21 protein-coding genes and 1 pseudogene are annotated in these 22,464 nt (G+C 50.1%); 14 read left to right on the top strand and 8 right to left on the bottom strand.

The window, feature by feature from the left end; translation table 11 throughout:
- Positions 1-115: 115 nt before the first annotated feature.
- On the bottom strand, positions 116-1,153 hold the full coding sequence (locus tag H9Q79_RS02250; RefSeq protein ID WP_118642380.1) for a hypothetical protein: 1,038 nt from the start codon (positions 1,151-1,153) through the stop codon (positions 116-118).
- Positions 1,154-1,330: 177 nt separating this feature from the next.
- On the opposite strand from H9Q79_RS02250, the gene H9Q79_RS02255 reads away from it, so the two are divergent.
- From H9Q79_RS02255 to H9Q79_RS02285, 7 genes are all read left to right on the top strand, one after another.
- Positions 1,331-2,197 carry a PHP domain-containing protein gene (locus H9Q79_RS02255; RefSeq protein ID WP_118642378.1) on the top strand — a complete coding sequence of 289 codons (867 nt, stop codon included), beginning with the start codon at positions 1,331-1,333 and terminating at the stop codon, positions 2,195-2,197.
- 113 nt (positions 2,198-2,310) lie between these two features.
- Entirely contained in the window at positions 2,311-2,601 is a 291-nt protein-coding gene (rpsF, locus tag H9Q79_RS02260) for a 30S ribosomal protein S6 (protein WP_118642376.1), read from the top strand.
- Positions 2,602-2,645: 44 nt separating this feature from the next.
- Positions 2,646-2,906 carry a 30S ribosomal protein S18 gene (rpsR, locus tag H9Q79_RS02265; protein WP_118642374.1) on the top strand — a complete coding sequence of 87 codons (261 nt, stop codon included), beginning with the start codon at positions 2,646-2,648 and terminating at the stop codon, positions 2,904-2,906.
- Positions 2,907-3,121: 215 nt separating this feature from the next.
- Positions 3,122-3,904 (top strand): ZIP family metal transporter, encoded by a 783-nt coding sequence (locus H9Q79_RS02270; protein ID WP_118642522.1) that lies wholly within the window; start codon positions 3,122-3,124, stop codon positions 3,902-3,904.
- Positions 3,905-3,928: 24 nt separating this feature from the next.
- Positions 3,929-4,336 carry a DUF6483 family protein gene (locus H9Q79_RS02275; protein ID WP_118642372.1) on the top strand — a complete coding sequence of 136 codons (408 nt, stop codon included), beginning with the start codon at positions 3,929-3,931 and terminating at the stop codon, positions 4,334-4,336.
- A gap of 156 nt (positions 4,337-4,492) precedes the next feature.
- Positions 4,493-5,359 carry an EamA family transporter gene (locus tag H9Q79_RS02280; RefSeq protein ID WP_118642370.1) on the top strand — a complete coding sequence of 289 codons (867 nt, stop codon included), beginning with the start codon at positions 4,493-4,495 and terminating at the stop codon, positions 5,357-5,359.
- A gap of 74 nt (positions 5,360-5,433) precedes the next feature.
- Positions 5,434-7,197 (top strand): L,D-transpeptidase family protein, encoded by a 1,764-nt coding sequence (locus H9Q79_RS02285; protein WP_118642368.1) that lies wholly within the window; start codon positions 5,434-5,436, stop codon positions 7,195-7,197.
- 58 nt (positions 7,198-7,255) lie between these two features.
- On the opposite strand, the gene H9Q79_RS02290 is transcribed toward H9Q79_RS02285, so the two are convergent.
- From H9Q79_RS02290 to H9Q79_RS02310, 6 genes are all read right to left on the bottom strand, one after another.
- Positions 7,256-8,989: a glycoside hydrolase family 2 protein gene (locus tag H9Q79_RS02290; RefSeq protein WP_249329122.1), complete on the bottom strand. Its 1,734-nt coding sequence runs from the start codon at positions 8,987-8,989 to the stop codon at positions 7,256-7,258.
- Positions 8,990-9,151: 162 nt separating this feature from the next.
- Positions 9,152-9,781, bottom strand: a complete 630-nt coding sequence (locus tag H9Q79_RS02295) for a manganese catalase family protein (protein ID WP_118642366.1) — start codon at positions 9,779-9,781, stop codon at positions 9,152-9,154.
- Positions 9,782-10,066 carry a spore coat protein CotJB gene (locus H9Q79_RS02300; protein ID WP_118642364.1) on the bottom strand — a complete coding sequence of 95 codons (285 nt, stop codon included), beginning with the start codon at positions 10,064-10,066 and terminating at the stop codon, positions 9,782-9,784.
- Positions 10,063-10,356 carry a spore coat associated protein CotJA gene (locus H9Q79_RS18315; protein WP_330596890.1) on the bottom strand — a complete coding sequence of 98 codons (294 nt, stop codon included), beginning with the start codon at positions 10,354-10,356 and terminating at the stop codon, positions 10,063-10,065. Before H9Q79_RS18315 ends, H9Q79_RS02300 begins: the two co-directional genes overlap by 4 nt.
- A 242-nt stretch (positions 10,357-10,598) precedes the next feature.
- A complete protein-coding gene (locus tag H9Q79_RS02305) occupies positions 10,599-11,222 on the bottom strand; it encodes a DUF47 domain-containing protein (RefSeq protein ID WP_118642358.1) in 624 nt (207 codons plus the stop codon).
- Between the two features lie 27 nt (positions 11,223-11,249).
- Positions 11,250-12,302: an inorganic phosphate transporter gene (locus tag H9Q79_RS02310; RefSeq protein ID WP_249329123.1), complete on the bottom strand. Its 1,053-nt coding sequence runs from the start codon at positions 12,300-12,302 to the stop codon at positions 11,250-11,252.
- A 444-nt stretch (positions 12,303-12,746) separates the two neighbouring features.
- Between H9Q79_RS02310 and H9Q79_RS02315 the strand changes: the two genes are divergently transcribed.
- Positions 12,747-14,552: a glycerophosphodiester phosphodiesterase gene (locus H9Q79_RS02315; RefSeq protein WP_249329124.1), complete on the top strand. Its 1,806-nt coding sequence runs from the start codon at positions 12,747-12,749 to the stop codon at positions 14,550-14,552.
- A 20-nt stretch (positions 14,553-14,572) separates the two neighbouring features.
- Here the strand turns inward: H9Q79_RS02315 and H9Q79_RS02320 are convergent, their stop codons facing one another.
- On the bottom strand, positions 14,573-15,418 hold the full coding sequence (locus H9Q79_RS02320; RefSeq protein ID WP_118642352.1) for a YitT family protein: 846 nt from the start codon (positions 15,416-15,418) through the stop codon (positions 14,573-14,575).
- Between the two features lie 230 nt (positions 15,419-15,648).
- Here H9Q79_RS02320 and H9Q79_RS02325 point away from each other — a divergent pair, with 230 nt between their 5' ends.
- The 6 genes and pseudogenes from H9Q79_RS02325 (at position 15,649) to H9Q79_RS02350 (ending at position 22,339) form a co-directional block, all read left to right on the top strand.
- Positions 15,649-16,857, top strand: coding sequence for an FtsW/RodA/SpoVE family cell cycle protein (locus H9Q79_RS02325; RefSeq protein WP_118642520.1), 1,209 nt, complete (start codon positions 15,649-15,651; stop codon positions 16,855-16,857).
- Positions 16,858-16,957: 100 nt separating this feature from the next.
- Positions 16,958-17,191 (top strand): acyl carrier protein, encoded by a 234-nt coding sequence (acpP, locus tag H9Q79_RS02330; RefSeq protein ID WP_118642350.1) that lies wholly within the window; start codon positions 16,958-16,960, stop codon positions 17,189-17,191.
- A gap of 36 nt (positions 17,192-17,227) precedes the next feature.
- Positions 17,228-17,791, top strand: a pseudogene (locus H9Q79_RS18460) (Sir2 family NAD-dependent protein deacetylase); the annotation flags it as partial.
- A 216-nt stretch (positions 17,792-18,007) separates the two neighbouring features.
- On the top strand, positions 18,008-19,465 hold the full coding sequence (gene gltX, locus H9Q79_RS02340; RefSeq protein WP_249329682.1) for a glutamate--tRNA ligase: 1,458 nt from the start codon (positions 18,008-18,010) through the stop codon (positions 19,463-19,465).
- Positions 19,455-21,284 carry an ATP-dependent helicase gene (locus tag H9Q79_RS02345; RefSeq protein ID WP_118642518.1) on the top strand — a complete coding sequence of 610 codons (1,830 nt, stop codon included), beginning with the start codon at positions 19,455-19,457 and terminating at the stop codon, positions 21,282-21,284. The genes gltX and H9Q79_RS02345 overlap by 11 nt, the downstream gene beginning before the upstream one ends.
- A 68-nt stretch (positions 21,285-21,352) precedes the next feature.
- The gene (locus tag H9Q79_RS02350) at positions 21,353-22,339 is read left to right on the top strand and encodes a 2-hydroxyacid dehydrogenase (RefSeq protein WP_118642346.1); all 987 of its coding nucleotides are present in this window, start codon (positions 21,353-21,355) and stop codon (positions 22,337-22,339) included.
- Positions 22,340-22,464: the final 125 nt, after the last annotated feature.

The raw sequence follows: 22,464 nt of genomic DNA on the forward strand, positions 1-22,464 counted from the left end.
CCTGAACATCTGTATATTATGTACAGATGTCCGGGCGTAATATTTTGCAGTGATTTTTTCAGAAGGGGGGCATGCTCCGCCTCGCAGCGGCTGTCCGGGGTTTTTAATGATAACATTACTTCTGACTGCCTTTGTCTTTTGGAAGCGCTACAGCGAATATCTGCTCCAGAGAGAGGGCATGGCGGTAATCTGTGACCAGGCCTTTGTGTGTGTAAATATCTCCGTTCTCCAGAAGCTCAAAATAGCAGGCTTCGGAGGACATAATGTGATCGATCTGATAGGCATCTGTATAGAGATCGAACATGATGAACGGGTAGACAGGCTGCAGGCGGGTGTCCTTCACATACTGGCCGATCTGTTCGCGGCAGCTCTGGCTGCATCCATCCCTGGCAATCAGGATGACAAAGGAGCTGTCATGTGAAATAAATTCCCTTGTGCGTTCTCCGGAAAGCCAGCTTGTGCAGTCTTCATCCCCATAATAGTCATAGGTACCGTACCAGGACTTCTGCTGGCGCATATTCCTGGCATTGGCGGCGCAGGAAGCGGTGGAAGCCGGAAACAGGCACATGGTGTTGATACAGGGTTTTAAGAGTGACAGATGGGCAGGCGTCAGCTCCTGGTCCGGAAGCAGGCAGATAAACGCACAGTCACTGTATGTCCGGAACAGCCTGACAAGGGGTTCCAGACAGGAGAGAGAGCCGCTGCATCTGAGAATGTATGTATAGATTCCCAGAGGACGTCCCTGAAGGATGCAGTTTTCTATCTCCGCGGGGGTAGTTCCGCCCGGTATGGTCGGATTAATGCGGAGAATCAGGGCCCAGGGGATCTGAAAAGATTTCTTGGATTCTATGCTGCGTATGACCTTGCCGCCGTAGGTCAGGCTGTTGTAGCCGATGTTGATTCCAAAGCCCTTCAATGCCTTGCGGTCGGTGTTGCGCAGCAGGTGTTCAATTGCAGTGTAATAGGGGCTGTCATCATTCCTGAGCAGCTCCTGGAAAATCGCATAGACCTCCTGAAGAAATCTTCCTTTTGAAAACTGCCGGCCCATGTCGGTCAGCTTGCGGATGCTTCTGCGGGGGTCCTCTTCAATTTCCCGCAGTCCCCTGTCAACGGTAGCATCAACGATTGCGCGTGTAATATCATTTGGTTTCAAAATAAAGGCCTCCAATGCGATTGTTATTATTAGTTAACAGTATACCGGAAACAGGGCTAATTTTGAATGGACAAAAACTAAGAACTGTCCGAAACTTCACGTGGAATTCACAGATTATACCCTGTCAAAGAGAGGCGGGTTGTGATATAATCAGATACATCAAAAGGAGTGAATGCGATGAAATTTGATATGCACTGCCATACAAAAGAAGGCTCTCTGGATGGAAAGGTCATGATTGAAGAATACATCCGGCGGCTGAAGGAGATGGGATTCGGCGGAATGCTGGTATCCGATCATAATTCCTATGACGGATACAGAGAATGGAAGAATTCGCTGAAGGGAAAAGAGTATACGGATTTTGTTGTACTGAAGGGCGTAGAGTATGACACGCTGGACTGTGGGCACATGCTGGTTATCATGCCTGTGGGCATGAAGCTTCGGATTCTGGAGATGAGAGGGCTTCCGATTGCCGCGCTGATTAAAATTGTACATCATTACGGGGGGATCATCGGTCCGGCCCATCCCTATGGGGAAAAATATCTGAGCGCGGTGACCACCCGCGAACGAAAGCGGAAATATTCCAAACAGGGTAACAAAAAGCTGATGGAGCAATTTGACTTCATAGAGATTTACAACGCCTGTGAGAGACAGGAAGTCAATGTGAGAGCCGCGAAGCTGGCCCTGAAATACGGCTGTCCGGGCCTCGGCGGAAGCGATGCCCATAAGCTGGAATGTATCGGCAAGGGCTGGGCGGATCTTCCGGATACTATCCGAGATGAGAACGACCTGATTGCCTATATAAAGGAAAAACCGCGTATACGCTGCGGGGGCTCCTTCTATGACAGCACCTTCCGGGACAAGCTGGGTAAATGGAACGCATTCCGCGTGGATGGTTTTTTCATCTTTAACAAGCTGGGAGCAGCCAGCAAGAGGAGAAAGCGAAAAAAAGAGCTGAAGCGGATATTCCCGGAATATAAGGCGTCCCAGAAGAATCCGGAAGATTATACAGATAATCCGGAACATTTTGTCAAAATCCAGAATTAAAAGCTTTACATTTGAGACAGGTTATGGTAAAATCATAACTCGTGGGAGAATTTCCACATCCTTGTTTCCTGTGAGAAATCAGGAAGCCAAAAGACCAGAAGGAGGAAAGCAGCATGAACAAGTATGAATTAGCGTTAGTTGTGAGTGCCAAACTGGAAGACGAGGAAAGAGCAGCCGTTGTTGAAAAAGCAAAAGGCTACATCACCCGTTACAATGGCGTAATCACAGAAGTTGAAGAGTGGGGCAAGAAGAGACTTGCTTACGAAATTCAGCATCAGCGCGAAGGCTTCTACTATTTTATTCAGTTTGAAGCAGATGCAGCATGCCCGGCGGAAGTGGAAAGACACGTACGCATCATGGACAATGTGCTGAGATACCTGATCGTCCGTAAAGACGCCGAGTAAAGGGATTCGATTGAATAATAAGACTGTAGAAGGAGGAAAAACAGATGGCATTCGATAATAACGATAGAGACGATGCTCCGGTGAGAAAGAGAGCACCCCGCAGAAGAAGAAAAGTATGTGTATTCTGTGGAAAAGACAATACAATTGATTACAAAGATGTGAATAAGTTAAAGAGATACGTTTCCGAAAGAGGGAAAATCCTTCCCAGAAGAGTGACCGGAAACTGTGCGAAACATCAGAGAGCGATCACAGTTGCAGTGAAACGTGCAAGACATATGGCGATCATGCCTTATGTAGATGATTGATCAGTGAATGAGAGAGCTTCGATGCGGGAAGAAATTCCGCATCGAAGTTTTTTTGATTGTTTTATACATAAAAGACTGTGTGTGGGAAGACAGATACCCGTAACACATGCCCCTGACGAGGGCGGGGGAACAGCTGCGCTGTTCCGCGATGTATATATTTTGCAAAAACGGAGAATATGGAATATAATGGCTGTTAGGAGGTGAGTTATATGAATATGGATACACTCCTGGGAATCCTTATTCCCCTGGTGGGAACGTCTGCGGGGGCAGCCTGTGTCTTTTTAATGAAGAAGAATCTTTCGGGCATTGTGCAGAAAGCGCTGCTGGGCTTTGCTTCCGGTGTCATGGTGGCGGCGTCTGTCTGGTCGTTGCTGATTCCATCTATGGATATGGCTTCAGATATGGGGAAATTTGCCTGGGTTCCTGCGGCTGTCGGATTGATGCTGGGCATCGTTTTTCTGCTGTTTATGGATAAAACAGTGCCGCATCTGCATCTGGATGCGGATGAGCCGGAAGGAAACGCAGCAAAAAAAAGCCTGAGCAAAACGATGATGATGGTGATGGCAGTTGTGCTGCACAACATACCGGAGGGTATGGCGGTGGGCGTAGTGTTTGCCGGCATACAGGCCGGAGAGAGCAACATTACCATAGCCGGAGCCTACACGCTGGCGCTGGGGATTGCCATTCAGAATTTTCCGGAAGGGGCAATCATTTCTATGCCGCTGAAAAGCGTGGGACTGTCGAAGGGGAGAGCCTTTCTGTATGGGGTTTTGTCGGGGGTTGTGGAGCCGCTGGCTGCAATTATTACCGTTCTTCTGACAGGTCTGATCACGCCGGTGCTTCCCTATCTGCTGGCATTCGCTGCAGGAGCCATGCTCTATGTGGTGGTAGAAGAACTGATACCGGAATCAGCGGAAGGAGCGCATTCCAATATAGGAACGCTGGCCTTTGCGCTGGGCTTTGTAATTATGATGATATTAGATGTTGCGTTGGGGTAGACAGGATAAGGAGCAGGAAAAGTTATGGATTATGAACAGGATTATATCATGCGGATGATTAAGGATATGACAAGGATGATTGCCAAGCTGCTGCTGGGCAAGGATGCGCCGCAGTATATGCTTCCGGACGCGCAGCCGGACGACAAAGGGCTGGACGGAGATAGCGGCAGTTTTTACCGCCGGTTGATACAGATGGCGGACGCAGGGGAGATCAATGAGGCTGAAAATCTCCTTACGGATTATCTGGACCAGGGGAGCGGAAGCAAAGAAGAGCTGGAGGTGGCATTGGGTTTTTATGTCTATATCAATGAAATGTCCAACGATTTTCTGGATGAACATGAGTATTCCAGGGAAGAAATATATCAGGGACTGGAGTCATTGTCCACACAGTTTGGGGTCTCCGGGCTCACCATCCGTATGCCAGGCGTCTGACATACAGCTTCCGGCAGATTTTGTTTTTTAGAACGCAAAGAGGCTGGTTACGCCGTAGGCATACCCACAGGGCATCCTGTAATGCATGCCCTAGCGGGCGGGGAACAGCTTCGCTGTTCCACAATGTTTACAATTTGATGTGAGGAGAATATATACATGTGGGTATTGCTGGCATTTGGTTCCGCTCTGTTTGCCGGAATGACTGCTATTCTGTCAAAATGCGGTATGAGAAATATTGATTCAGATGCGGGTACGGCTGTCAGAACCTGTGTGGTACTTGTTTTTGCCTGGATCATGGCGGGACTGGGTGGGGCTGTTGGAACGATCAGTGAGATTCCGGGGCAGACCTGGGTATTTCTGATACTGTCGGGGGCTGCAACCGGGGCGTCCTGGATCTTTTATTACAGGGCTTTGCAGCTGGGGGACGTCAATAAGGTAACACCTATTGATAAGTCCAGTACAGTGCTGACCATGCTGCTGGCAGTGATCTTTCTGGGAGAGAAACTCACTCTGCTGAAAGCCGTCTGTATGGCCCTGATTGGAGCGGGGACGTTTTTAATGATTCAGAAGAAAGAAGCGGACAGTGAGAAAACAACGAAAAGGCGCTGGATACTGTATGCGCTGCTGTCTGCTGTCTTTGCCAGCCTTCAATCGATCCTGGGTAAGCTGGGGATTGAAAATGTGGATTCTAACCTGGGTACGGCCATAAGGACCTGTGTGGTTCTGGTTATGGCCTGGCTGATCGTGCTGGCAAGAGGAAAGGCGGGAGCGGTCCGGGAGATCAAAGGGACCGGCTGGCTGTTTTTAATCTTGTCTGGATTTGCGACAGGGGCGTCCTGGCTTTGCTATTACGGTGCGCTCCACGATGAAGCGGCCCAGGCCAGTGTAGTAGTGCCGGTTGACAAACTGAGCATTGTTGTGACCGTTTTATTCTCATGGATCTTCCTGAAAGAACGTCTGTCAAAAAAAGCTGCCGGAGGCCTCGTTCTGATTGTGGCCGGAACTTTACTTCTCCTATTGTAAAAAAATCGTAACCACTTACAGGTCGGATTATGGTATACTGTGTCAAAATGTTTGCGTCAGATGGGATATAGCTAATGGCAGAAAAGAAAAAAGACACAGGCCAGAGGCCCTCCAGGAAAGGAAAAGGCAGCGGAGGGGCCGGCACAAAAAAGAATACTAAGCAGAACCCGGGGCAGCCTCCCAGGACTGGTGTGAAGCCGGGAAGCAGGCGGCCTGCCGGAACTCTCACAAAACAGGGCGCCGGACAGGCAGGAAAATCTGGTGCGCAGGCCGGGAAGAGCGGCGTAAAGCGCGGGAGCGGGCAGTCCGGAAAGAGCAGCGTAAAGCGCGGGAACGGGCAGCCAGGAAAGAACGGTACCAAACGGGGCGATGGACGTGCGGGTGGCAGGCCGCGTGCGGGGAAGAAAGCGGCAGGAAGGCAGAAGAATAAAACGCTGCTGATCGTTCTGACCTGCCTTGGCATAGCCTTAGCAGGTACGCTGGGCGGAATTTATATTTATAAAGCCGACTATTTTTCGCATCATTTCTATGAAGGCACCCGGATCAACGGAGTTGACTGTTCGGATATGACGGTGGAAGAAGCGGAAGCGACCATACAGAAGAAAATTAACGAATATACCCTTACGATTCACGAGAGGGGCGGGCGCACAGAAGCGTTAACGGCAGGACAGCTTCGGATGGAGTATCTTGATGATGGAAAGGTCCATGAACTGATGGTGCAGCAGGACCCCTGGCTCTGGTTCGTAAAGCTGGACGGCCACAAGGTCTTTGAGGTAACGGCCGGGTTCGTCTATGATGTGGATGGGCTGAGCGGTCTGGTGGATGGGCTTCTGTGTGTGACTGAATATACGGCCCCGGCTGACGCATATAAGGCGCAGGAGGCTGACGGAAGCTGGACCATAGTTCCGGAAACGGAAGGGAGCCAGGTGAACCGGGACCAAGTGTATGCGCTGATAAAGGAAGCGATTGAGGGTGGTAAGACAGAGATTTCGCTGGAGGACAGCGGGTGCTACCTGAAGCCGGCAGTGTATTCCAGCGATGAAGGGCTGAATGCGGAGGTCGGCCGTTTGAATCAGATTCACAACCTGACCCGGGCGAATATTACGCTGAAGCTGGGGACCGGAGGTGAGCCGGAGGCATTGGGGCGTGACGTCCTGAGCGGATGGGTTCTTGATGACGGTGCCGGAAATCTCTCGATTTCCAGGGAGGCGGCCGGGAACTGGGTTCAGGAATTGGCTGGCGACAGCGGTATCATCGGTAAGAAAAACTTTTTCAGAACTACCGGCGGTGAAATTCTCTGTTTGGAAAAGGGCGACACTACCGGGTGGAGCCTGGATGTGGAGAAAACTGCGGATGCGGTCTATCAGGCGGTCTGTGAAGGATACCAGGGAGAAATAGAGCCTGTTTACAGCCGGATATCCTCTTACACGGGAGAAGATGTGGGCGGAACCTATGTGGAAATCAGCATAGACCAGCAGAAGATGTGGTGTTATCAAAACGGCGTTCTGGTGGTGGAGACACCCGTCGTTACAGGGAATTTGTCCATATCCGGGAGAGCTACCCCCAAAGGCGGCATCTGGAGTGTAAAATGGAAAGCCCACCCCTATCACATGAAAGGGCCGAAGCAGGAAGACGGCAGTTATGAGTATGAAGTAGATGTTGACTACTGGATGCCTTTTAACGGGGATGTGGGAATACATGATCTGGCGAGCCGTCAGGAATTCGGAGGGAGCATTTATGTGACGAACGGTTCCCATGGCTGTATTAACACGCCCTATGAAGCGGCGAAGCAGATCTACGGCATAGTTGGGAAGGGTACGCCAGTAGTTGTATATTGAAGATTGATGAAATGAGACTGCCGCTGAACAGATGTTTCTGTTTGGCGGCAGTTTCGTTTTATGGGTCGAGCTTGCAGATTTTTCTGTCATAGGTCAGAATCCCGTTTAATTCGCCCTCCACGTCTGAGAGCTGGGTGAAGATGGCAGCGGAAAGCCCCTGGGCCACCAGGGAGGGCATCTCTTTTTCCAGGGCGCTATGGAACGCCTGCCGGAATTTAGCGGGGGACTGCGTATCCCGATAGCCGAAGCCCTTAGTTACGGCCATGTGGCCCGGTATACGGCAGGCAAAGCCGCCGTACTCAGACAGGACACAACACCGTCTTTTTCCGCCGCCCCTCAGGGAGAGCTTGTGAAAATAAATGTGGAGGCTGTCGTAGTCGCCGCAGCCCTGGTCGAACCAGCCGCTGGCGGAATCGATCAGGCTTCCCGGAAAGCGGCGTTTCAGGACGGAGGTCAGGCGGGAAGCCTCGAACTGCCCCCAGCCCTCATTGAAAAGGACATAGGTGGCTACACTGGGAAAATGTGACAGCAGCGCCATCGTATGGGCAGCCTCACGAACAAATTCTTCACGGCCCTTCTGGTTTCTGCGGCCGAAGAACCAGTAATTGCCCGACGTATCGGATATCCCCTTCTGGAATGGAAGCAGCACATTGGGTATCCAGGTGTGGGGCCCTTTAAAATATCCTCCTCCGTTCACCATATCCTGCCAGACGATCATGCCCAGCCGGTCACAGTGGTAATACCACCGGGCCGGTTCGATTTTTCCGTGTTTTCTCAGAAGGTTAAACCCCAGTTCTTTCATTTTGCGGATATCATAGATGAGCGCCTCATCCGAAGGAGCCGTGTACAGGCCGTCCGGCCAGTAACCCTGGTCCAGGACGCCGTTAAGAAAAAGGGAGCTGTGGTTCAGACAGAAGCGGGGGATGTTCCCTCCGTCGCGTTCGATAGTATAGGAACGCATGGCAAAGTAGCCGGTCACAGTATCTTCCCCGGCTGTCAGTTTTACCAGATAGAGATGAGGGTCTTCCGGCGTCCAGAGATGAGGATCCGGGAGGGAAACCGTGAAACTGGGCCTGAGAGAGGAACCACTGACAACACACTGCCCGTCTTGGTAGATCCGGTATTGAACAGGGCAGGCAGCCGCTTTGCCAGGAGCGCCGGAGAAGGCCAGATCAAAGCGGACGGTTTCTGCATCGATGTCAGGCGTTATCCGGAAGTCTCTGATATATGTATCGGGCACCCATTCCAGCCACACGGTCTGCCACAGTCCGCTCTGGGCAGTGTAGAACATGCCGTCCGGGCGCAGGCTCTGTTTCCCCCGGCTGTGATAGGATTGGTCTGTAAAATCCTGAATGCGCACGGTGAGCGTATTTTCCCCTTCTTCCAGATATTTCGTGATATCTGTCTCAAATGGAAGATATCCGCCCACATGCCGGCAGGCCTTCCGGCCGTTCAATAAGACCAGGGCGCATTGGTCGGCTGCCCCGAAATGCAGGATGCAGCGCTTTTCGGACAGAATTGAATGGATGGGCAGGGTGCGTTCATACCAGAGATACCCGTCCGGCATCAACTGGCGGTGGACCCGTGAAAGCAGAGATTCAGGAGAAAATGGCACAAGGATGGTGCCTTCAAAAAAGTCCGGATAATCCGGCGTGTCCGTAAAGGCGTAGTCCCAGAAGCCATTCAGGCTGAGCCAGGAATCCCTCATGAGCTGGGGCCGGGGATATTCTTCGAGAACGTGGTTGGGGTCCAGGCGTTCTCCCCACTCAGTAATTAGCTGTGTCGTTATCATTCGTGTTGTGCTCCTTTGAACCCGGCATAATAGCTGAACCAGGTATTCTAAGACAATTTTAGCACAGAATGACAGAAAGAAAAAGAAGATCAATCAGAAAGAGCGCATCGCCCGTGATTGGGCGTGCGCTCATTTTCATTCCGGCATTCTCCGGCATGCTCTTTATTCGTCGCAGTCGCAGGGCGGACAGGTGACAGGAGCGTCGAAGGATGGGTTGAAGGCGTAGAAATTCTTGAAATCAAGCTGTTCCTGTACGCTTCGGATTGCTTCTCCGAAACGCTGGAAATGCACGACTTCACGTGCGCGGAGGAAACGGATCGGGTCGGCGACTTCCGGATCCTTCACCAGCCGGAGGATGTTGTCGTAAGTGGAACGGGCCTTCTGCTCAGCCGCCAGGTCTTCAAACAAGTCGGTCAGAGGGTCGCCCTTGCTCTGAAATTCACAGGCATTGAAGGGAATTCCGCCTGCTGCCTGGGGCCATATGCCAGTGGTATGATCCACGTAGTAGTTGGCAAAACCAGATTTTTCAATTTCCTCCATAGTCAGGTTGCACGTTAACTGGTGTACGATGGTGGATACCATTTCCAGATGAGCAAGCTCCTCTGTTCCGACGTCGTTTAAAACGCCCATGGCCATCCGGTTCGGGGCTGCAAAACGCTGAGAGAGATAACGCATGGAAGCGCCCATTTCTCCGTCAGGACCACCGTACTGGCTGATGATAACCTGCGCCAGCATAGCGTTCGGTTTTGTAATATTTACAGGATACTGAAGTCTTTTCTCATAATTCCACATTTAACGGCAGCCTCCCTTCTTATTCAGCTCCCAGGGCCAGGGCTGGTTTACCCATTCCCAGGAACGGGAGCAGGTGTCGTTGGCAGTATCAATAGTGAGAGGGCCATAGCAATGTGCATATTCATCCAGAGCCTCATTGCGCAGGGCAGATTTTTCTTCGAAGTAGGCGCGGGCCTCTTCATCTTCCGGATGGGTATCCAGAAACAGGATCATATCGCTGACAGCGAAACTAACCTGATTGATCCAGCATAAAAGCTGTTCCTTAGACATTTTATTCTGCATCATCGACAAACGCCACCTCCTTTCCCACAAAACGGTTTGCAGAGGTCAGGGAAAATAGTCCCCACCTGAAGAGCTTTGCATAATTCGAAAGTTTTACCCCATTTCTGATAGGGGACATATCCCATAGCAACAGGCAAGTGATCGTCCAGGTGCCGGAACATTTCAGAAAAATCTCTAGTGTTGGAACAGCCGGAAGGCTGCTGGCAGTTATTCCGGCGGGGCTGCTGTTGCGGCTGACAGTTATTTGGCATGTTTTGACGGCATCCGCCCCGATTCATACGATAATTATCCATACGATTCCTTTCTTTGAAATAGCTTCAATATTATTTTATGAAAAAGGTTTAAAAGTGTCATTAATAGTTTTTTCTAAATTGAATCTGTTATGCTGGAAAACTATGTGGATGTATGAAGCTGGCGGTAATGTACGGTAAAGAAGAAAAAATTATGAAAATAAAAAAGACATGCAGCCTGTCTCCCATAAGAGCTGACTGCATGTCCGGATGCCTGGTATCTCTGAAGATACCTGTCATTTGAATCAGGTGTTTTTCATGATAACTGTCTCTACGATATCGGAAGTATGTTCACAGGCGTCGATACAATCCTCCAGATATTTGAAAATATCGCGCCAGACAATGATTTCCACAGGGTCGGTGGTGCCGGTGTGAAGCGTCCGCATGGAATCCAGATAGAGCCTGTCGCCTTCTTCTTCCAGACGGTTGATTTCAATCAAACTCTGGAGAAGTTCTTTGGATTTCTTGAATTCCGGGAACTCCTGCATGGTTTTTTTAACCATTTCACAACAGCGGATGGCCAGCTTTGCGAAACGGACAGATTCTGGACGGATGGACTGGACATTGCAGATGTAGATGCGCAGGACCACGTCTTCGATCTTATCGGTGATATCGTCCAGATATTGGCTGATGGCCATAATATCTTCACGTTCGATGGGAGTGATGAAAGCCTTCATCAGTTCTTCCATCAGTGAATGCTTTTTCACATCAGCTTCGTGCTCAATCTCATGGATCTCGTCAATGCTCTCACTGAGCCGTTCGGGATTAAAATTTTCGACAACCCGTTCCAGGATTTTGGCAGCCCGCACGGCACAGTCCGCACAGGCCACGAAATTATCAAAATAAATCATATCACTTTTCTTCGACATATGAATACCTCTTTCCTTTGTTTATCGTTAAAATATTGCCATAAACAGCTTGGCCATCAGAAAACCAATGATCCCGCAGCCCGGGAAGGTGAGCACCCAGGTCAGAACCATATCCTTAACGACTCTCATATTAATGGCTGAGATCCGCTTAACCGCGCCTACGCCCATGATGGCCGTGGTCTTGGTATGGGTTGTGCTGACCGGTATTCCGAACAGTGAGGACAGAAGCAGGCAGGCAGATGCGGCGATATCGGCTGAAAAGCCCTGATATTTCTCCAGCTTCACCATATCCATACCCACAGATTTAATGATTTTCTTGCCGCCCACGCTGGTTCCTATGCCCATGACGACTGAGCACAGCAGCATCATCCAGACGGGTAGTGCAACCCCCGCGGTAGTGTCCTGTCCATTCATCAGGAAGACTCCCAGGATCAGGACTCCCATGAATTTCTGGCCGTCCTGGGCGCCGTGCATGAATGCTGTCATCGAGGCGCCGACGATCTGGGCGGATTTGAAAAATCCGTCTGTTTTCCTCCGGTCCATGTTACGGCATAGGAAAGTGGTCAGCCGGCAGACCAGGAAGCCTAGGATAAAGCCCAGAACGGCAGAAAGCACGAGGCCATAGATGACCTTGATCCATTCGCTGCCGTTAATACCCCGGAAACTGTTCTGCAGGGCGATAGCGGCGCCTGAAAGGCCGGCGATTAAGGCATGGCTCTCGCTGGTAGGGATGCCGAAGTACCATGCGGCGACGGCCCAGACGACGATGGCGACCAGAGCGGCACACAGCGCCACGAGAGCGTCTTCGTTATTCCCCTGGAAATTGACCATATCTTTGATTGTCATTGCAACTGAGGAGTTGAGTAATGTCATGACTGACACACCCAGGAAATTGAATACAGCAGCCAGCAGAATCGCTGGTTTTGCCTCCATGCATCGGGTAGTAACGCAGGTGGCAATCGCATTTGGGGCATCTGTCCAGCCGTTGACGAAAATGACGGCAAGAGTCAGAATAACAGAAACCATCAACATCGGATTTGAGGTGACCTGTCCCCAGAAAGCAGCAAATGAAATGTCCATGTCAGTTAATCTCCCTGTTTAAAATATTTGCTTTCTATTTTGTTTATGCGGTGCCTGAAATAACCTTTGACCCGCAGACATTTTTATTATAACATAGTATGTAAAAGATAGGCAAAGAAAACCGTAAATATATGTAAATTTTTTGTATGGGATGAAGAAATATCAGAGAAAATCAGCATTAAGAAACGGTTGACGAAGACAGGGGATCAATTATAATAGAAATAATAGCGTGAGAATGGTGAGATACTAGAAGTGTCATAGCAAAAGGAGGGCCAGCGCTCCTGACGGAGTGCTGGCATATGAAAAAGAAAATTATATATGAAAAAGTCTGTTTGCCTTTGTTTGATTCTATGATATAGAAAAAGTATGAGGAAAGTATGAGTTGGCTTTGAAAGTTTTGTGAAAACTTTGTAGACGAAATATGAACAAAAACAGGACGTACAAATGAAAGAATATTTTAAATCTGTATTTGAAATTATTAAAGAAAACTGGAAAAGCCTGGTGTTGTTTGAGATTGCGTACCGGGTGTTTACCTCACTGCTTCTCCTGAAGGGAGGCGGGTGGCTGGTAAACCGGCTGCTGGAATATCAAGGCTACAGTTATATGACGCTGGACAACTACAGCAATTTTATCTCGCATCCGCTGACGGTTCTGGCTATGGCGGCAGTCCTTCTCGCCGCTTTTTTTCTGATCCTTTTTGAAAGCTACGGGATACTGAGCTGCTTTGAAAGGAGCTGGAAGAGGGAACGGATCACAATGCCTGGAATGATCCGTGCAGGGTTTGCAGGATGCGGCCATTTTGTCCGAAGATATCCGCTGCGCTGGATTCTGTATATGGCAGGCTGTGCGCCGTATCTGTACTTCCATCTGATTATATGGGAATTTTCTCAGGCCAAGCTGGCGATGGTTACCCTGCAGAAGGTCTATGAATTTTTGCCGAAATGGTTTTTTGTCCTGTTGCTGGTATTGATGCTGGTGGGCTCGATGTTCTTTTCTTTCACAATGCCTTTTCGGCTGTTGAGGCTGGAGGACGGCAGAGAGGTGAGAGAGCATACGGGACAGATGCTGAAGGGCAGATGGAAGAGAGATGTGCTGTATTCCTTTTTGCTGCAGCTCTTTGTCCTGGTGGCGGTGCTGGTAATCTATTTTATTATGCTGGTAGTGATGGTGGCGGCAGTGAAGCTCACCAGAGATTCCGGAAGCCTTGTCAGTGCGGTGCTGATCTATGGGAACTGGATCCAGGTGGGGGCAGGAGTCCTGGCGGGCGCCATGGGGACTGTGGCCGGCCTGCTTTTCATGTATACATTTTTTGCAAGGTCGGAAAAGCCGGTGGTTATCAGGCAGTCGCCGCAGCCGCGGGGCAGATTCCTCGCTGTGATGACAGGACGGTACATGACATTCATGGTGACGGTGCTGATCTTTGCCCTGGAATCGATTCTGATCCTTTATTTTGCCGGGACCAGCGTGCCGAACAAGGCGGCTGCTCAGAATTACGTAGCTGTAACGGCCCACCGGGGCGGAGCGAGAATGGCGCCGGAGAACACCATCAGCGCTATGGAATATGCGATAGAGGCCATGGCTGATTATGCGGAAATAGACGTCCAGGAGACAAAGGATGGAGAAATTGTCCTGCTCCATGACAACAACCTGAAAAGGGTGACCGGACTGAACGCCAATATTTGGAACCTGACCTATGACGAGGTGAGCCAGCTGGATGCAGGAATCAAATTCCACAAAAAGTTCCGAGGAGAGAAAATACCCACCCTGAATGAGGTCATTGAATGCTGTAAGGGAAAGATCCGCCTGAACATTGAGATCAAATATAACGGCCATAACAGCCAGATCGTTAAAAAGGTGGTTAAGATTATAGAAGACCAGGGATTCGAAGACAGCTGTGTTCTTACTTCTATGAATTATAAATTCCTTGAGCAGGCAAAAGAGCTGAATCCAAAGATCACGACCGGATATACCATGTCCATGATCTATGGGGATCTGTCAAAGCTGACTGCGGCAGACTTTTTCAGTGTTAAGTATACGTATCTGAATCAGGGGTTTGTGCGGAGAGCCCATGCGTTAGGAAAAGAAGTCTGCGCGTGGACACTGAATTATCAGGGAGACATGCAGCGGATGGTGGACTGCGGAGCTGATAATATCATTACCGACGACCCGGAGCTGGTCCGTAAAGTGATACTGGGAGAGCTGGAGCAGAATCCCTCCTTCTTCACACTGCTGAAATATGCCATGAAATAACTGGCAAGGGTTTAGCCCATTTAGTCTTTGTAGATGAACCTTCCATCCAGCTCTGTGGTTTTCACAATATTGATAAAGGCTTTCCCGTCCACCTTACGTATTTCCCGGATCAGGCTTTTGACCTGCTGGCCGGAGACTACAGAGTAGATTAATTTCTTTTCTTCATTCGTAAAACAGCCGGTACCGTCCAGAACGGTGGCACTGTGATGGGTGTGCTCCATGATCGTCTGGTATATCTGCTGATACTGGTCGCTGATGATGAACAGGGTGGCCTGCTGGTATTTCTTATATAACAGATGGATAATCTGGGTGGAGGCATACTGGAAAATGATGGAATACAGAGCTTTATCCCAGCCGAACAGCAGCCCGGCGGCCAGAAGGATCAGGCAGTTGACGCCGAGAGTTATGTTCCAGGGATCTTTGTTGAGCTTGTGGCCGTATACGTTAGCCAGTATGTCCAGGCCTCCGGTGGAACCGCCTACAATCATGGCCAGGCTGATGCAGACCCCGTTGATGATGCCGCCGAATACGCTGGCAAGAAGCACATCGTCGGTTATGGGGAGGGCAGGGATGATGTCGGTCAGCAGGCCGCAGAGCCCTACGGAAAGGCAGGTATAGATCAGGAATCTCCTGCCGAGGGATTTATAGCTCAAAAGCAGCGCAAGTATGTTCAGAGGATAGCTGATCAGAGAGAATGCGATTCCCACCTGGAAAAAAGATGATCCGGCCCTCTGTACGAGAAGCGCGATGCCGTTAAAGCCTCCGGGGTAGAGTCCTACCACGTTGACAAAGCTATTGATGTTAAAAGCCATGCAGGCGGCAGACAGCGCAACCAGAATGATCGATTTAACTTCCCGTTTCCACATTTTTTTATCCTCCCTTGCCGGCCGCTTCGGGACGGGCAGCCTTTAGCCTCAGTATAGCATAGATGTTCATACATTAAAAGACGAAAAGAATATCCGCAAAGGGGAGCGGCAGCGGGGCCAGCTCCGGCCCTGTGGAAAAGCTTAGGGTTCACAATCTGGAAGGGATATGTTATAATCAGGTAAATCTCTGCCGGACAGGCCGGCGGAGGATCAATACGGGGAGTGAGTATATGCAGAACCGTTCTGCGGGCAAGAGAAGAAGGGAACGGCGGAAGGCAGATTTTTATGATTACAATCTGTTGGCCGTCGTGATTATATTAATTTGTTTTGGACTTGTGATGCTTTACAGTGCCAGTTCTTATGAGGCAGCAACCAAACTTGGCGATGATATGTATTATTTCAGGCGCCAGGCTTTGATCAGCCTGGGGTCAGTGGCGGTTGCCCTTCTGATTTCCAGAATGGACTATCATCTGTTTTTGAAATGGTCGCCCTATCTGTTTGGGCTGTCACTGGTTCTGATGGCGATGGTAAAGTATACCAGCTTCGGAGTGGAGGCGGGAGGCGCAAAACGATGGCTGAAGCTGGGCATCCAGTTCCAGCCGTCGGAGATTGCCAAGATTGCGGTAATCCTGTTCCTGTCTTATATCATACTGAAGATGGGAAAACAGGTGAATTCAAAAAAGGCGGTGATCTTCCTCCTATTTCTGGGGGGGGTTCAGGCAGTAGGAGCCTACTATTTTACAGAGAATCTGAGTACCGCCCTGATCATCCTGGGGATTTCCTGTGTCATGATTTTTCTGGCTCACCCGAAGACCAGGCCGTTTCTGATCGCGGTAGTTGTGATTGCGTTGATCGTGGCTGCAGGTATTTTTTATCTTTCACAGAATATGGACGGGAGCTCACATTTCCGGATTCGAAGGGTTCTGGCCTGGCTGGACCCGGAGAAATATTCTGCCATGGGCGGTTATCAGGTGCTTCAGGGGCTGTACGCTATCGGATCGGGGGGATTTTTCGGCAAGGGGCTTGGCAACAGCACACAGAAGCTGGCTACGATCCCTGAGGCCCAGAACGATATGATCTTTTCCATTATCTGTGAGGAGCTGGGGCTGTTTGGAGCGATTCTGGTGCTGCTGCTGTTCGGGTATCTGCTGTACAGGCTGTTTTTCATCGCGCAGAATGCTCCGGATCTGTACGGGACACTGATGGTCAGCGGCATATTCGTTCATATATCCCTGCAGGTTATTCTGAACATCTGTGTCGTGTTGAATGTGATACCTACTACGGGAGTCACGCTTCCCTTCGTCAGTTACGGAGGTACTTCGGTCTTGTTCCTGATGGCTGAGATTGGTATCGCGCTGAGTGTTTCCAGGAGGATACGTTTTCAGGATGAAGTATCTCCACAAAAAAATGGCGAAAACATATTGACAAATCATGGATAAGCAATTACACTTTGATTGTCAAATTACTTTATGGCCCTGGCAGGGAGTGGGAACAGCCTGAGCCGTTCCGCAATGTAAAAAATCGGAGGAGACAAGTTTTATGTTAGAGAAAATGAGGCAGATCCTTGCTGAGCAGTTTAACTGTGAGGAGGATACTATTACGGAAGAAACTAATTTTAAGGATGATCTGGGTGCCGATTCACTGGATTTGTTTGAACTGGTCATGGCCCTTGAGGAAGAGTATTCCATTGAGATACCGGCTGATGACCTGACGAACCTGACAACAGTTGGTTCCGTAATAGATTATTTAAAGGACAAAGGTGTGGAGGCTTAATTCCACACCTTTTGTAAATTGGGGAGGGGACGGAAGATGAGTATTGAGTATTTGAAGAGTATTTTGGAAACAAGCAGAAGCGTCGTCTGCCTGCTGGGCCGGGCTCCGGCTGTTGAACATGGCAGCGATTTCTACAGGGATGAATACAGCGGCGAAATTGAATTAAAATACGGATATTCTACGGATGAAATTTTTTCCAGCACTTTCTATCAGAACCGGCCCAAGACTTTTTACAAATTTTACCGGGAAGAAATACTGAAGAAAAGAGGCGAGCCGGACGAGTGTAATTTTGCTCTGAAACGCATGGAAGAGGATGGACGGCTTCTGGGTATTGTGACCAGAGGGTTCCTGAATCTGTCCCGGCGGGCCGGCTGCCGGAATGTGATACAGCTTTATGGGAATATCGATGAGAATGCCTGCCCGCGCTGCGGGAAGAAATATGATGCGGACTATATACTGGGCCACACACCGCTGCCACTCTGTGAGGCGTGCGGAGCAGTCATACACCCTGGCGTGGCCCTGAAAGGCGAGATACTGGACAACCTGATCATGACTCAGGCGGCCGATCTGGTTTCCAGAGCGGATACGCTGCTGGTTGTGGGATGCAATCTGATGTCTTCGCTGGGCTCTCTGGTGAAGTATTTTAACGGACGGATTGTGGCGCTGATTAATAATGAGGCCCATTATTCCGATCATAAAGCAGACTGCATCTGTATTGGAAATATCAGTGATATCATGAAACAGGTTTATCCGGCAGAGGCCGGACAGCAGAGCTGTTCCGTAAAGTTTGAGAATAAGGAAACAGGAGAGAAGAGAATGAAAAAAGTGAAAACCAGATTTGCGCCCAGTCCCACGGGCAGAATGCATGTGGGGAATCTGCGCACGGCGTTATATGCGTATCTGATCGCAAAGCACGAGGGCGGTAGTTTTATGCTCCGGATTGAGGATACGGATCAGGAGCGGTTCATGGACGGCGCTCTGGACATCATTTACCATACGCTGAAAGAGACCGGCCTGGTGCATGACGAGGGCCCTGATAAAGACGGCGGCTTCGGACCCTATGTGCAGAGCGAGAGGAATGCCATGGGTCTTTATCTGAAATATGCGAAGCAGCTCATTGACCAGGGCGACGCCTATTACTGCTTCTGTGATAAGGAACGGCTGGAATCTCTGAAGACTATGGTGGCAGGTAAGGAAATTGCTGTCTATGACAAGCACTGCCTGCATCTTTCCAAAGAGGAGATAGAAGCGAATCTCGCGGCGGGTAAACCATATGTCATCCGCATGAACATGCCAACGGAGGGGACAACTACCTTCCATGATGAAATCTATGGGAATATTACAGTTGAAAATGCTGAATTGGATGATATGATCCTGATCAAATCGGATGGATATCCCACCTATAATTTTGCCAACGTTATTGACGACCATCTGATGGGGATCACCCATGTGGTGCGGGGGAACGAATATCTGTCCTCCACACCGAAATATAACAGGCTGTATGAAGCATTCGGATGGGAGATCCCGGTCTATATCCACTGCCCGCTGATCAATAATGAAGACGGCCAGAAGCTGAGCAAGCGCTGCGGCCATTCCTCTTATGAGGATCTGGTTGAGCAGGGCTTCCTGACAGAGGCCATCGTGAACTTTGTCGCCCTGCTGGGCTGGAGCCCCGCCGAAGAACGGGAAATTTACACTTTACCGGAGCTGGTGAAGGCATTTGATTACCGCCGGATCAGCAAGTCATCGGCAGTTTTTGACATGGTGAAGCTGAAGTGGATGAACAGCGAATACATGAAAGCTATGGACGATGAGAAATTTTATGAAATGGCTCTTCCCTATATTCAGAAAGTGATCACAAAGGATTATGACCTGCGCAGGATCGCCGGGATGGTCAAGACTAGGATTTCTGTATTTCCGGAGATCGGAGAGATGATTGATTTCTTTGAGGAGGTTCCGGATTACGACGTGCAGATGTATGTGCACAAGAAGTCCAAATCTACCATAGAGACGTCGTTGGCCGTGCTCCAGGAGGTACTGCCTTTGCTGGAGACTTTGGAGGATTACAGCAACGACGGTCTGTTCCAGGTGCTTTCCGGGTATGCCGGCAAAAAGGGCTATAAGATTAACCAGGTCATGTGGCCGGTCCGGGTGGCAGCTTCCGGCAGACAGACGACTCCGGCCGGAGCGACGGAGATCCTGGCGGTCATCGGAAGAGAAGAAACTGTGAAGAGGATCCGGAGTGCAATCGAAAAAATCAATGATTCATTATAATCAGGCACAAAAACAGGCAATTGAACACGGAGAGGGGCCTATGCTGGTACTGGCAGGCCCCGGGTCCGGCAAGACGGCAGTCATAACCGGACGGCTCTGCAGGCTGATGCAGAATGGAATCTCTCCTTCTTCAATTTTGGTGGTGACGTTCACTCGGACGGCAGCCGCTGAAATGAAGGGGAGATTTTTGTCTCAAATGGGCATTTCTTCCACGCAGGCGACTTTTGGCACCTTTCATGGTGTATTCTACGGGATTCTCCGTCATGCATATCATATTTCCGGGCAGAATATCATAAGTGAAGAACAGAAGAACAAGCTTCTGAGGGAAATTACCGGTCATTGCTACAGCGGGGCGGAGAGTGAGGCAGATCTTCCGGCCTCCGTCAGCCGGGAGATCAGTACGGTCAAGAGTGCCCGGATGGATATTTCCCATTTCTATTCCACTGTCCTGCCCCAGGAAGTATTTCGGAACATATACCGGGAATACGAGTTGTGGATGAAGGAAAATAAAAAGTTGGATTTCGATGATATCATGATCTGGTGCCACCGGTTGTTCACCCGGAGGCCGGACGTCCTGGAGCTGTGGCAGCAAAAGTTTCAGTATCTTCTGGTTGACGAATTTCAGGACATCAGCCCTCTGCAGTATGATATCGTGAAAATGCTGGCTGAGCCGGAGCATAACCTGTTTATTGTGGGCGATGATGACCAGTCGATCTACAGGTTCCGGGGCGCCAATCCTGAAATCATGCTGGGTTTTCCGAAAGACTATCCGTCGGCGGCTGTGGTGGCTCTGGAAACGAATTACCGGAGCACGCCTCAGATCCTGGAATGCGCAGGACGGCTGATCGTTGAGAATAAAAAGAGGTTTCCAAAAAAAATCCGGGCGGACCGGGAAAACGGCAGTCCTGTGGAATTCCGTCTGTTCGGCCATGTGAGAGAGGAGACGGCGCAGCTGGCCGCAAATATCCGGAAGGCTGCCGCGGAGGGAATGCCTTACAGAGAAATGGCGGTTCTCTTCCGGACCAATACCGGCTGCCGCAGCGCGGTGGAACAGCTGATGGCCTGGCAGATCCCTTTCAGGGCCGGAGATGTGATCCCCTGCCTCTACGACCACTGGATAGCCAGAAATGTGATGACTTATCTTCAGATTGCGGCAGGCAGTAGAAAACGGGGAGATTTCCTGCAGATCTGCAACCGTCCCAACCGTTATCTCTCTCGCGATGCTTTCTATGAGCCGGCGGTGTCCTTTGAACACCTCTATCAGTATTACGGAGATAAAGAGTGGATGTGTGAACGGGTTGAAAGGCTGGAGGCAGATCTGAAAGCCTTGAGCTGCCTGGCTCCATACGGCGCGGTACAGTATATCCGCCGGGGCATCGGCTATGAGGGTTATGTGAAGGAATACGCCCTGTCCAGGAATATTCCGGAAGAAGAACTGATTCAGATTCTGGATGAGCTGTCTGAAAGCGCCAGAGGCTTTTCCAGCCTGGAAGTCTGGCAGGAGCATATCGCCGCGTACCGGGAGCAGCTTCAGCGGCGAAGCCGCCGGGAACCGGAGAAAGAGGGGGTGATGATATCAACCCTGCATGCGTCCAAAGGCATGGAATATGATTCTGTCTACATACTTGATGTAAACGAGGGAGTGATCCCCTATCACAAAGCTGTGCTGGATGCTGATCTGGAAGAGGAACGGCGGATGCTGTATGTGGGGATGACGAGGGCCAGAAAAAAGCTTTACCTCTATGCAGTGAAAGAACGGTACGAAAAGAAAACAGAGGTTTCACGCTTCGTCTCGGATATCTTTCCGGAGATCCGGTAATACTTTCTGTATCAAAAAGGTGCAGTTGATTACAGCTGAATGGGAAAATATTTTGTGGAGGTAACAGGATGAAACTATTATTTTACGATACAAAAAGCTATGACCGTGCGTCCTTTGACGAGGCGGGGAAACGGTATCCGGACATTGCCATTGATTACCTGAAGACAGATCTGGCTCCCAGGACAGCGTCCCTGGCTCAGGGGTATGACGCTGTCTGCGCTTTTGTGAATTCTGACGTAGGCACAGAGACGGTGAAAGCGCTCCATGAGTTTGGCGTGAAGGTGATCCTGATGCGCTGCGCCGGGTTTAATAACGTAGATGTGGAAGCTGCCGGCAGATATGGGATTCCGGTGCTCCGCGTGCCCGGGTATTCCCCGGAGGCAGTGGCGGAGCATGCGATGGCTCTGGCCCTGGGCGTGAACCGGAGGCTTCATAAAGCTTATGTGAAGGTACGTGAAAATGATTTTTCCCTGAGCGGGCTCATGGGCTTTAATTTCTATCAGAAAACAGCCGGGATCATTGGAACCGGAAAGATTGGCGCGGCCATGGCCAAGATTTGCCGGGGCTTCGGAATGCGGGTGCTGGCTTATGACCTCTATGAAAATCCGTCTCTGAAAGAATTTATCACCTATGTTTCCCTGGAGGAGCTGCTTTCGGAAAGTGATTTAATTTCTCTCCACTGCCCGCTCCTGGAAAACACCTATCATCTGGTCAATAAGGATACGATTGCAAAGATGAAGGACGGGGTCATTCTTGTGAATACTTCGAGGGGAGCTCTGGTGAAGACAGAGGATCTGATCGACGGCATCCGGGCGCATAAATTTTTTGGGGTAGGTCTGGACGTGTATGAGGAAGAGACTCCGAACGTATTTGAAGACCGCTCAGAGCAGATCCTGGAGCATTCCATAACCGCAAGGCTGCTGTCATTTCCCAATGTGATGATTACCTCACATCAGGGCTTTTTCACGAGAGAAGCGCTGGCGGCGATCGCGGAGACGACCTTTGAAAATGCGAAGGCGTGGGAAAAAGGTGAGACGACGGGGAACGAAGCCTGATCAATTACGGTGAGCTTTCGGTTGCGTCTGGGGAGGACACATGATAAAATAGTAACAGTTTTAATAAGCGGATGGTAGTGTAAGGCGCCTGTATGGGCAGCGGTAGAATAGTGACGAGGGGTGAA

This window comes from Wansuia hejianensis (assembly GCF_014337215.1).
Lineage (GTDB): Bacteria > Bacillota > Clostridia > Lachnospirales > Lachnospiraceae > Scatomonas > Scatomonas hejianensis.

Bases quoted from the DNA above. Each gene is read 5' to 3' on its own strand.
- H9Q79_RS02255 (WP_118642378.1), top strand. From the start codon at position 1,331: ATGAAATTTGATATGCACTGCCATACAAAAGAAGGCTCTCTGGATGGA.
- rpsF (WP_118642376.1), top strand. From the start codon at position 2,311: ATGAACAAGTATGAATTAGCGTTAGTTGTGAGTGCCAAACTGGAAGAC.
- rpsR (WP_118642374.1), top strand. From the start codon at position 2,646: ATGGCATTCGATAATAACGATAGAGACGATGCTCCGGTGAGAAAGAGA.
- H9Q79_RS02270 (WP_118642522.1), top strand. From the start codon at position 3,122: ATGGATACACTCCTGGGAATCCTTATTCCCCTGGTGGGAACGTCTGCG.
- H9Q79_RS02275 (WP_118642372.1), top strand. From the start codon at position 3,929: ATGGATTATGAACAGGATTATATCATGCGGATGATTAAGGATATGACA.
- H9Q79_RS02280 (WP_118642370.1), top strand. From the start codon at position 4,493: ATGTGGGTATTGCTGGCATTTGGTTCCGCTCTGTTTGCCGGAATGACT.
- H9Q79_RS02285 (WP_118642368.1), top strand. From the start codon at position 5,434: ATGGCAGAAAAGAAAAAAGACACAGGCCAGAGGCCCTCCAGGAAAGGA.
- H9Q79_RS02290 (WP_249329122.1), bottom strand. From the start codon at position 8,989: ATGATAACGACACAGCTAATTACTGAGTGGGGAGAACGCCTGGACCCC.
- H9Q79_RS02295 (WP_118642366.1), bottom strand. From the start codon at position 9,781: ATGTGGAATTATGAGAAAAGACTTCAGTATCCTGTAAATATTACAAAA.
- H9Q79_RS02300 (WP_118642364.1), bottom strand. From the start codon at position 10,066: ATGATGCAGAATAAAATGTCTAAGGAACAGCTTTTATGCTGGATCAAT.
- H9Q79_RS18315 (WP_330596890.1), bottom strand. From the start codon at position 10,356: ATGGATAATTATCGTATGAATCGGGGCGGATGCCGTCAAAACATGCCA.
- H9Q79_RS02305 (WP_118642358.1), bottom strand. From the start codon at position 11,222: ATGTCGAAGAAAAGTGATATGATTTATTTTGATAATTTCGTGGCCTGT.
- H9Q79_RS02310 (WP_249329123.1), bottom strand. From the start codon at position 12,302: ATGGACATTTCATTTGCTGCTTTCTGGGGACAGGTCACCTCAAATCCG.
- H9Q79_RS02315 (WP_249329124.1), top strand. From the start codon at position 12,747: ATGAAAGAATATTTTAAATCTGTATTTGAAATTATTAAAGAAAACTGG.
- H9Q79_RS02320 (WP_118642352.1), bottom strand. From the start codon at position 15,418: ATGTGGAAACGGGAAGTTAAATCGATCATTCTGGTTGCGCTGTCTGCC.
- H9Q79_RS02325 (WP_118642520.1), top strand. From the start codon at position 15,649: ATGCAGAACCGTTCTGCGGGCAAGAGAAGAAGGGAACGGCGGAAGGCA.
- acpP (WP_118642350.1), top strand. From the start codon at position 16,958: ATGTTAGAGAAAATGAGGCAGATCCTTGCTGAGCAGTTTAACTGTGAG.
- gltX (WP_249329682.1), top strand. From the start codon at position 18,008: ATGAAAAAAGTGAAAACCAGATTTGCGCCCAGTCCCACGGGCAGAATG.
- H9Q79_RS02350 (WP_118642346.1), top strand. From the start codon at position 21,353: ATGAAACTATTATTTTACGATACAAAAAGCTATGACCGTGCGTCCTTT.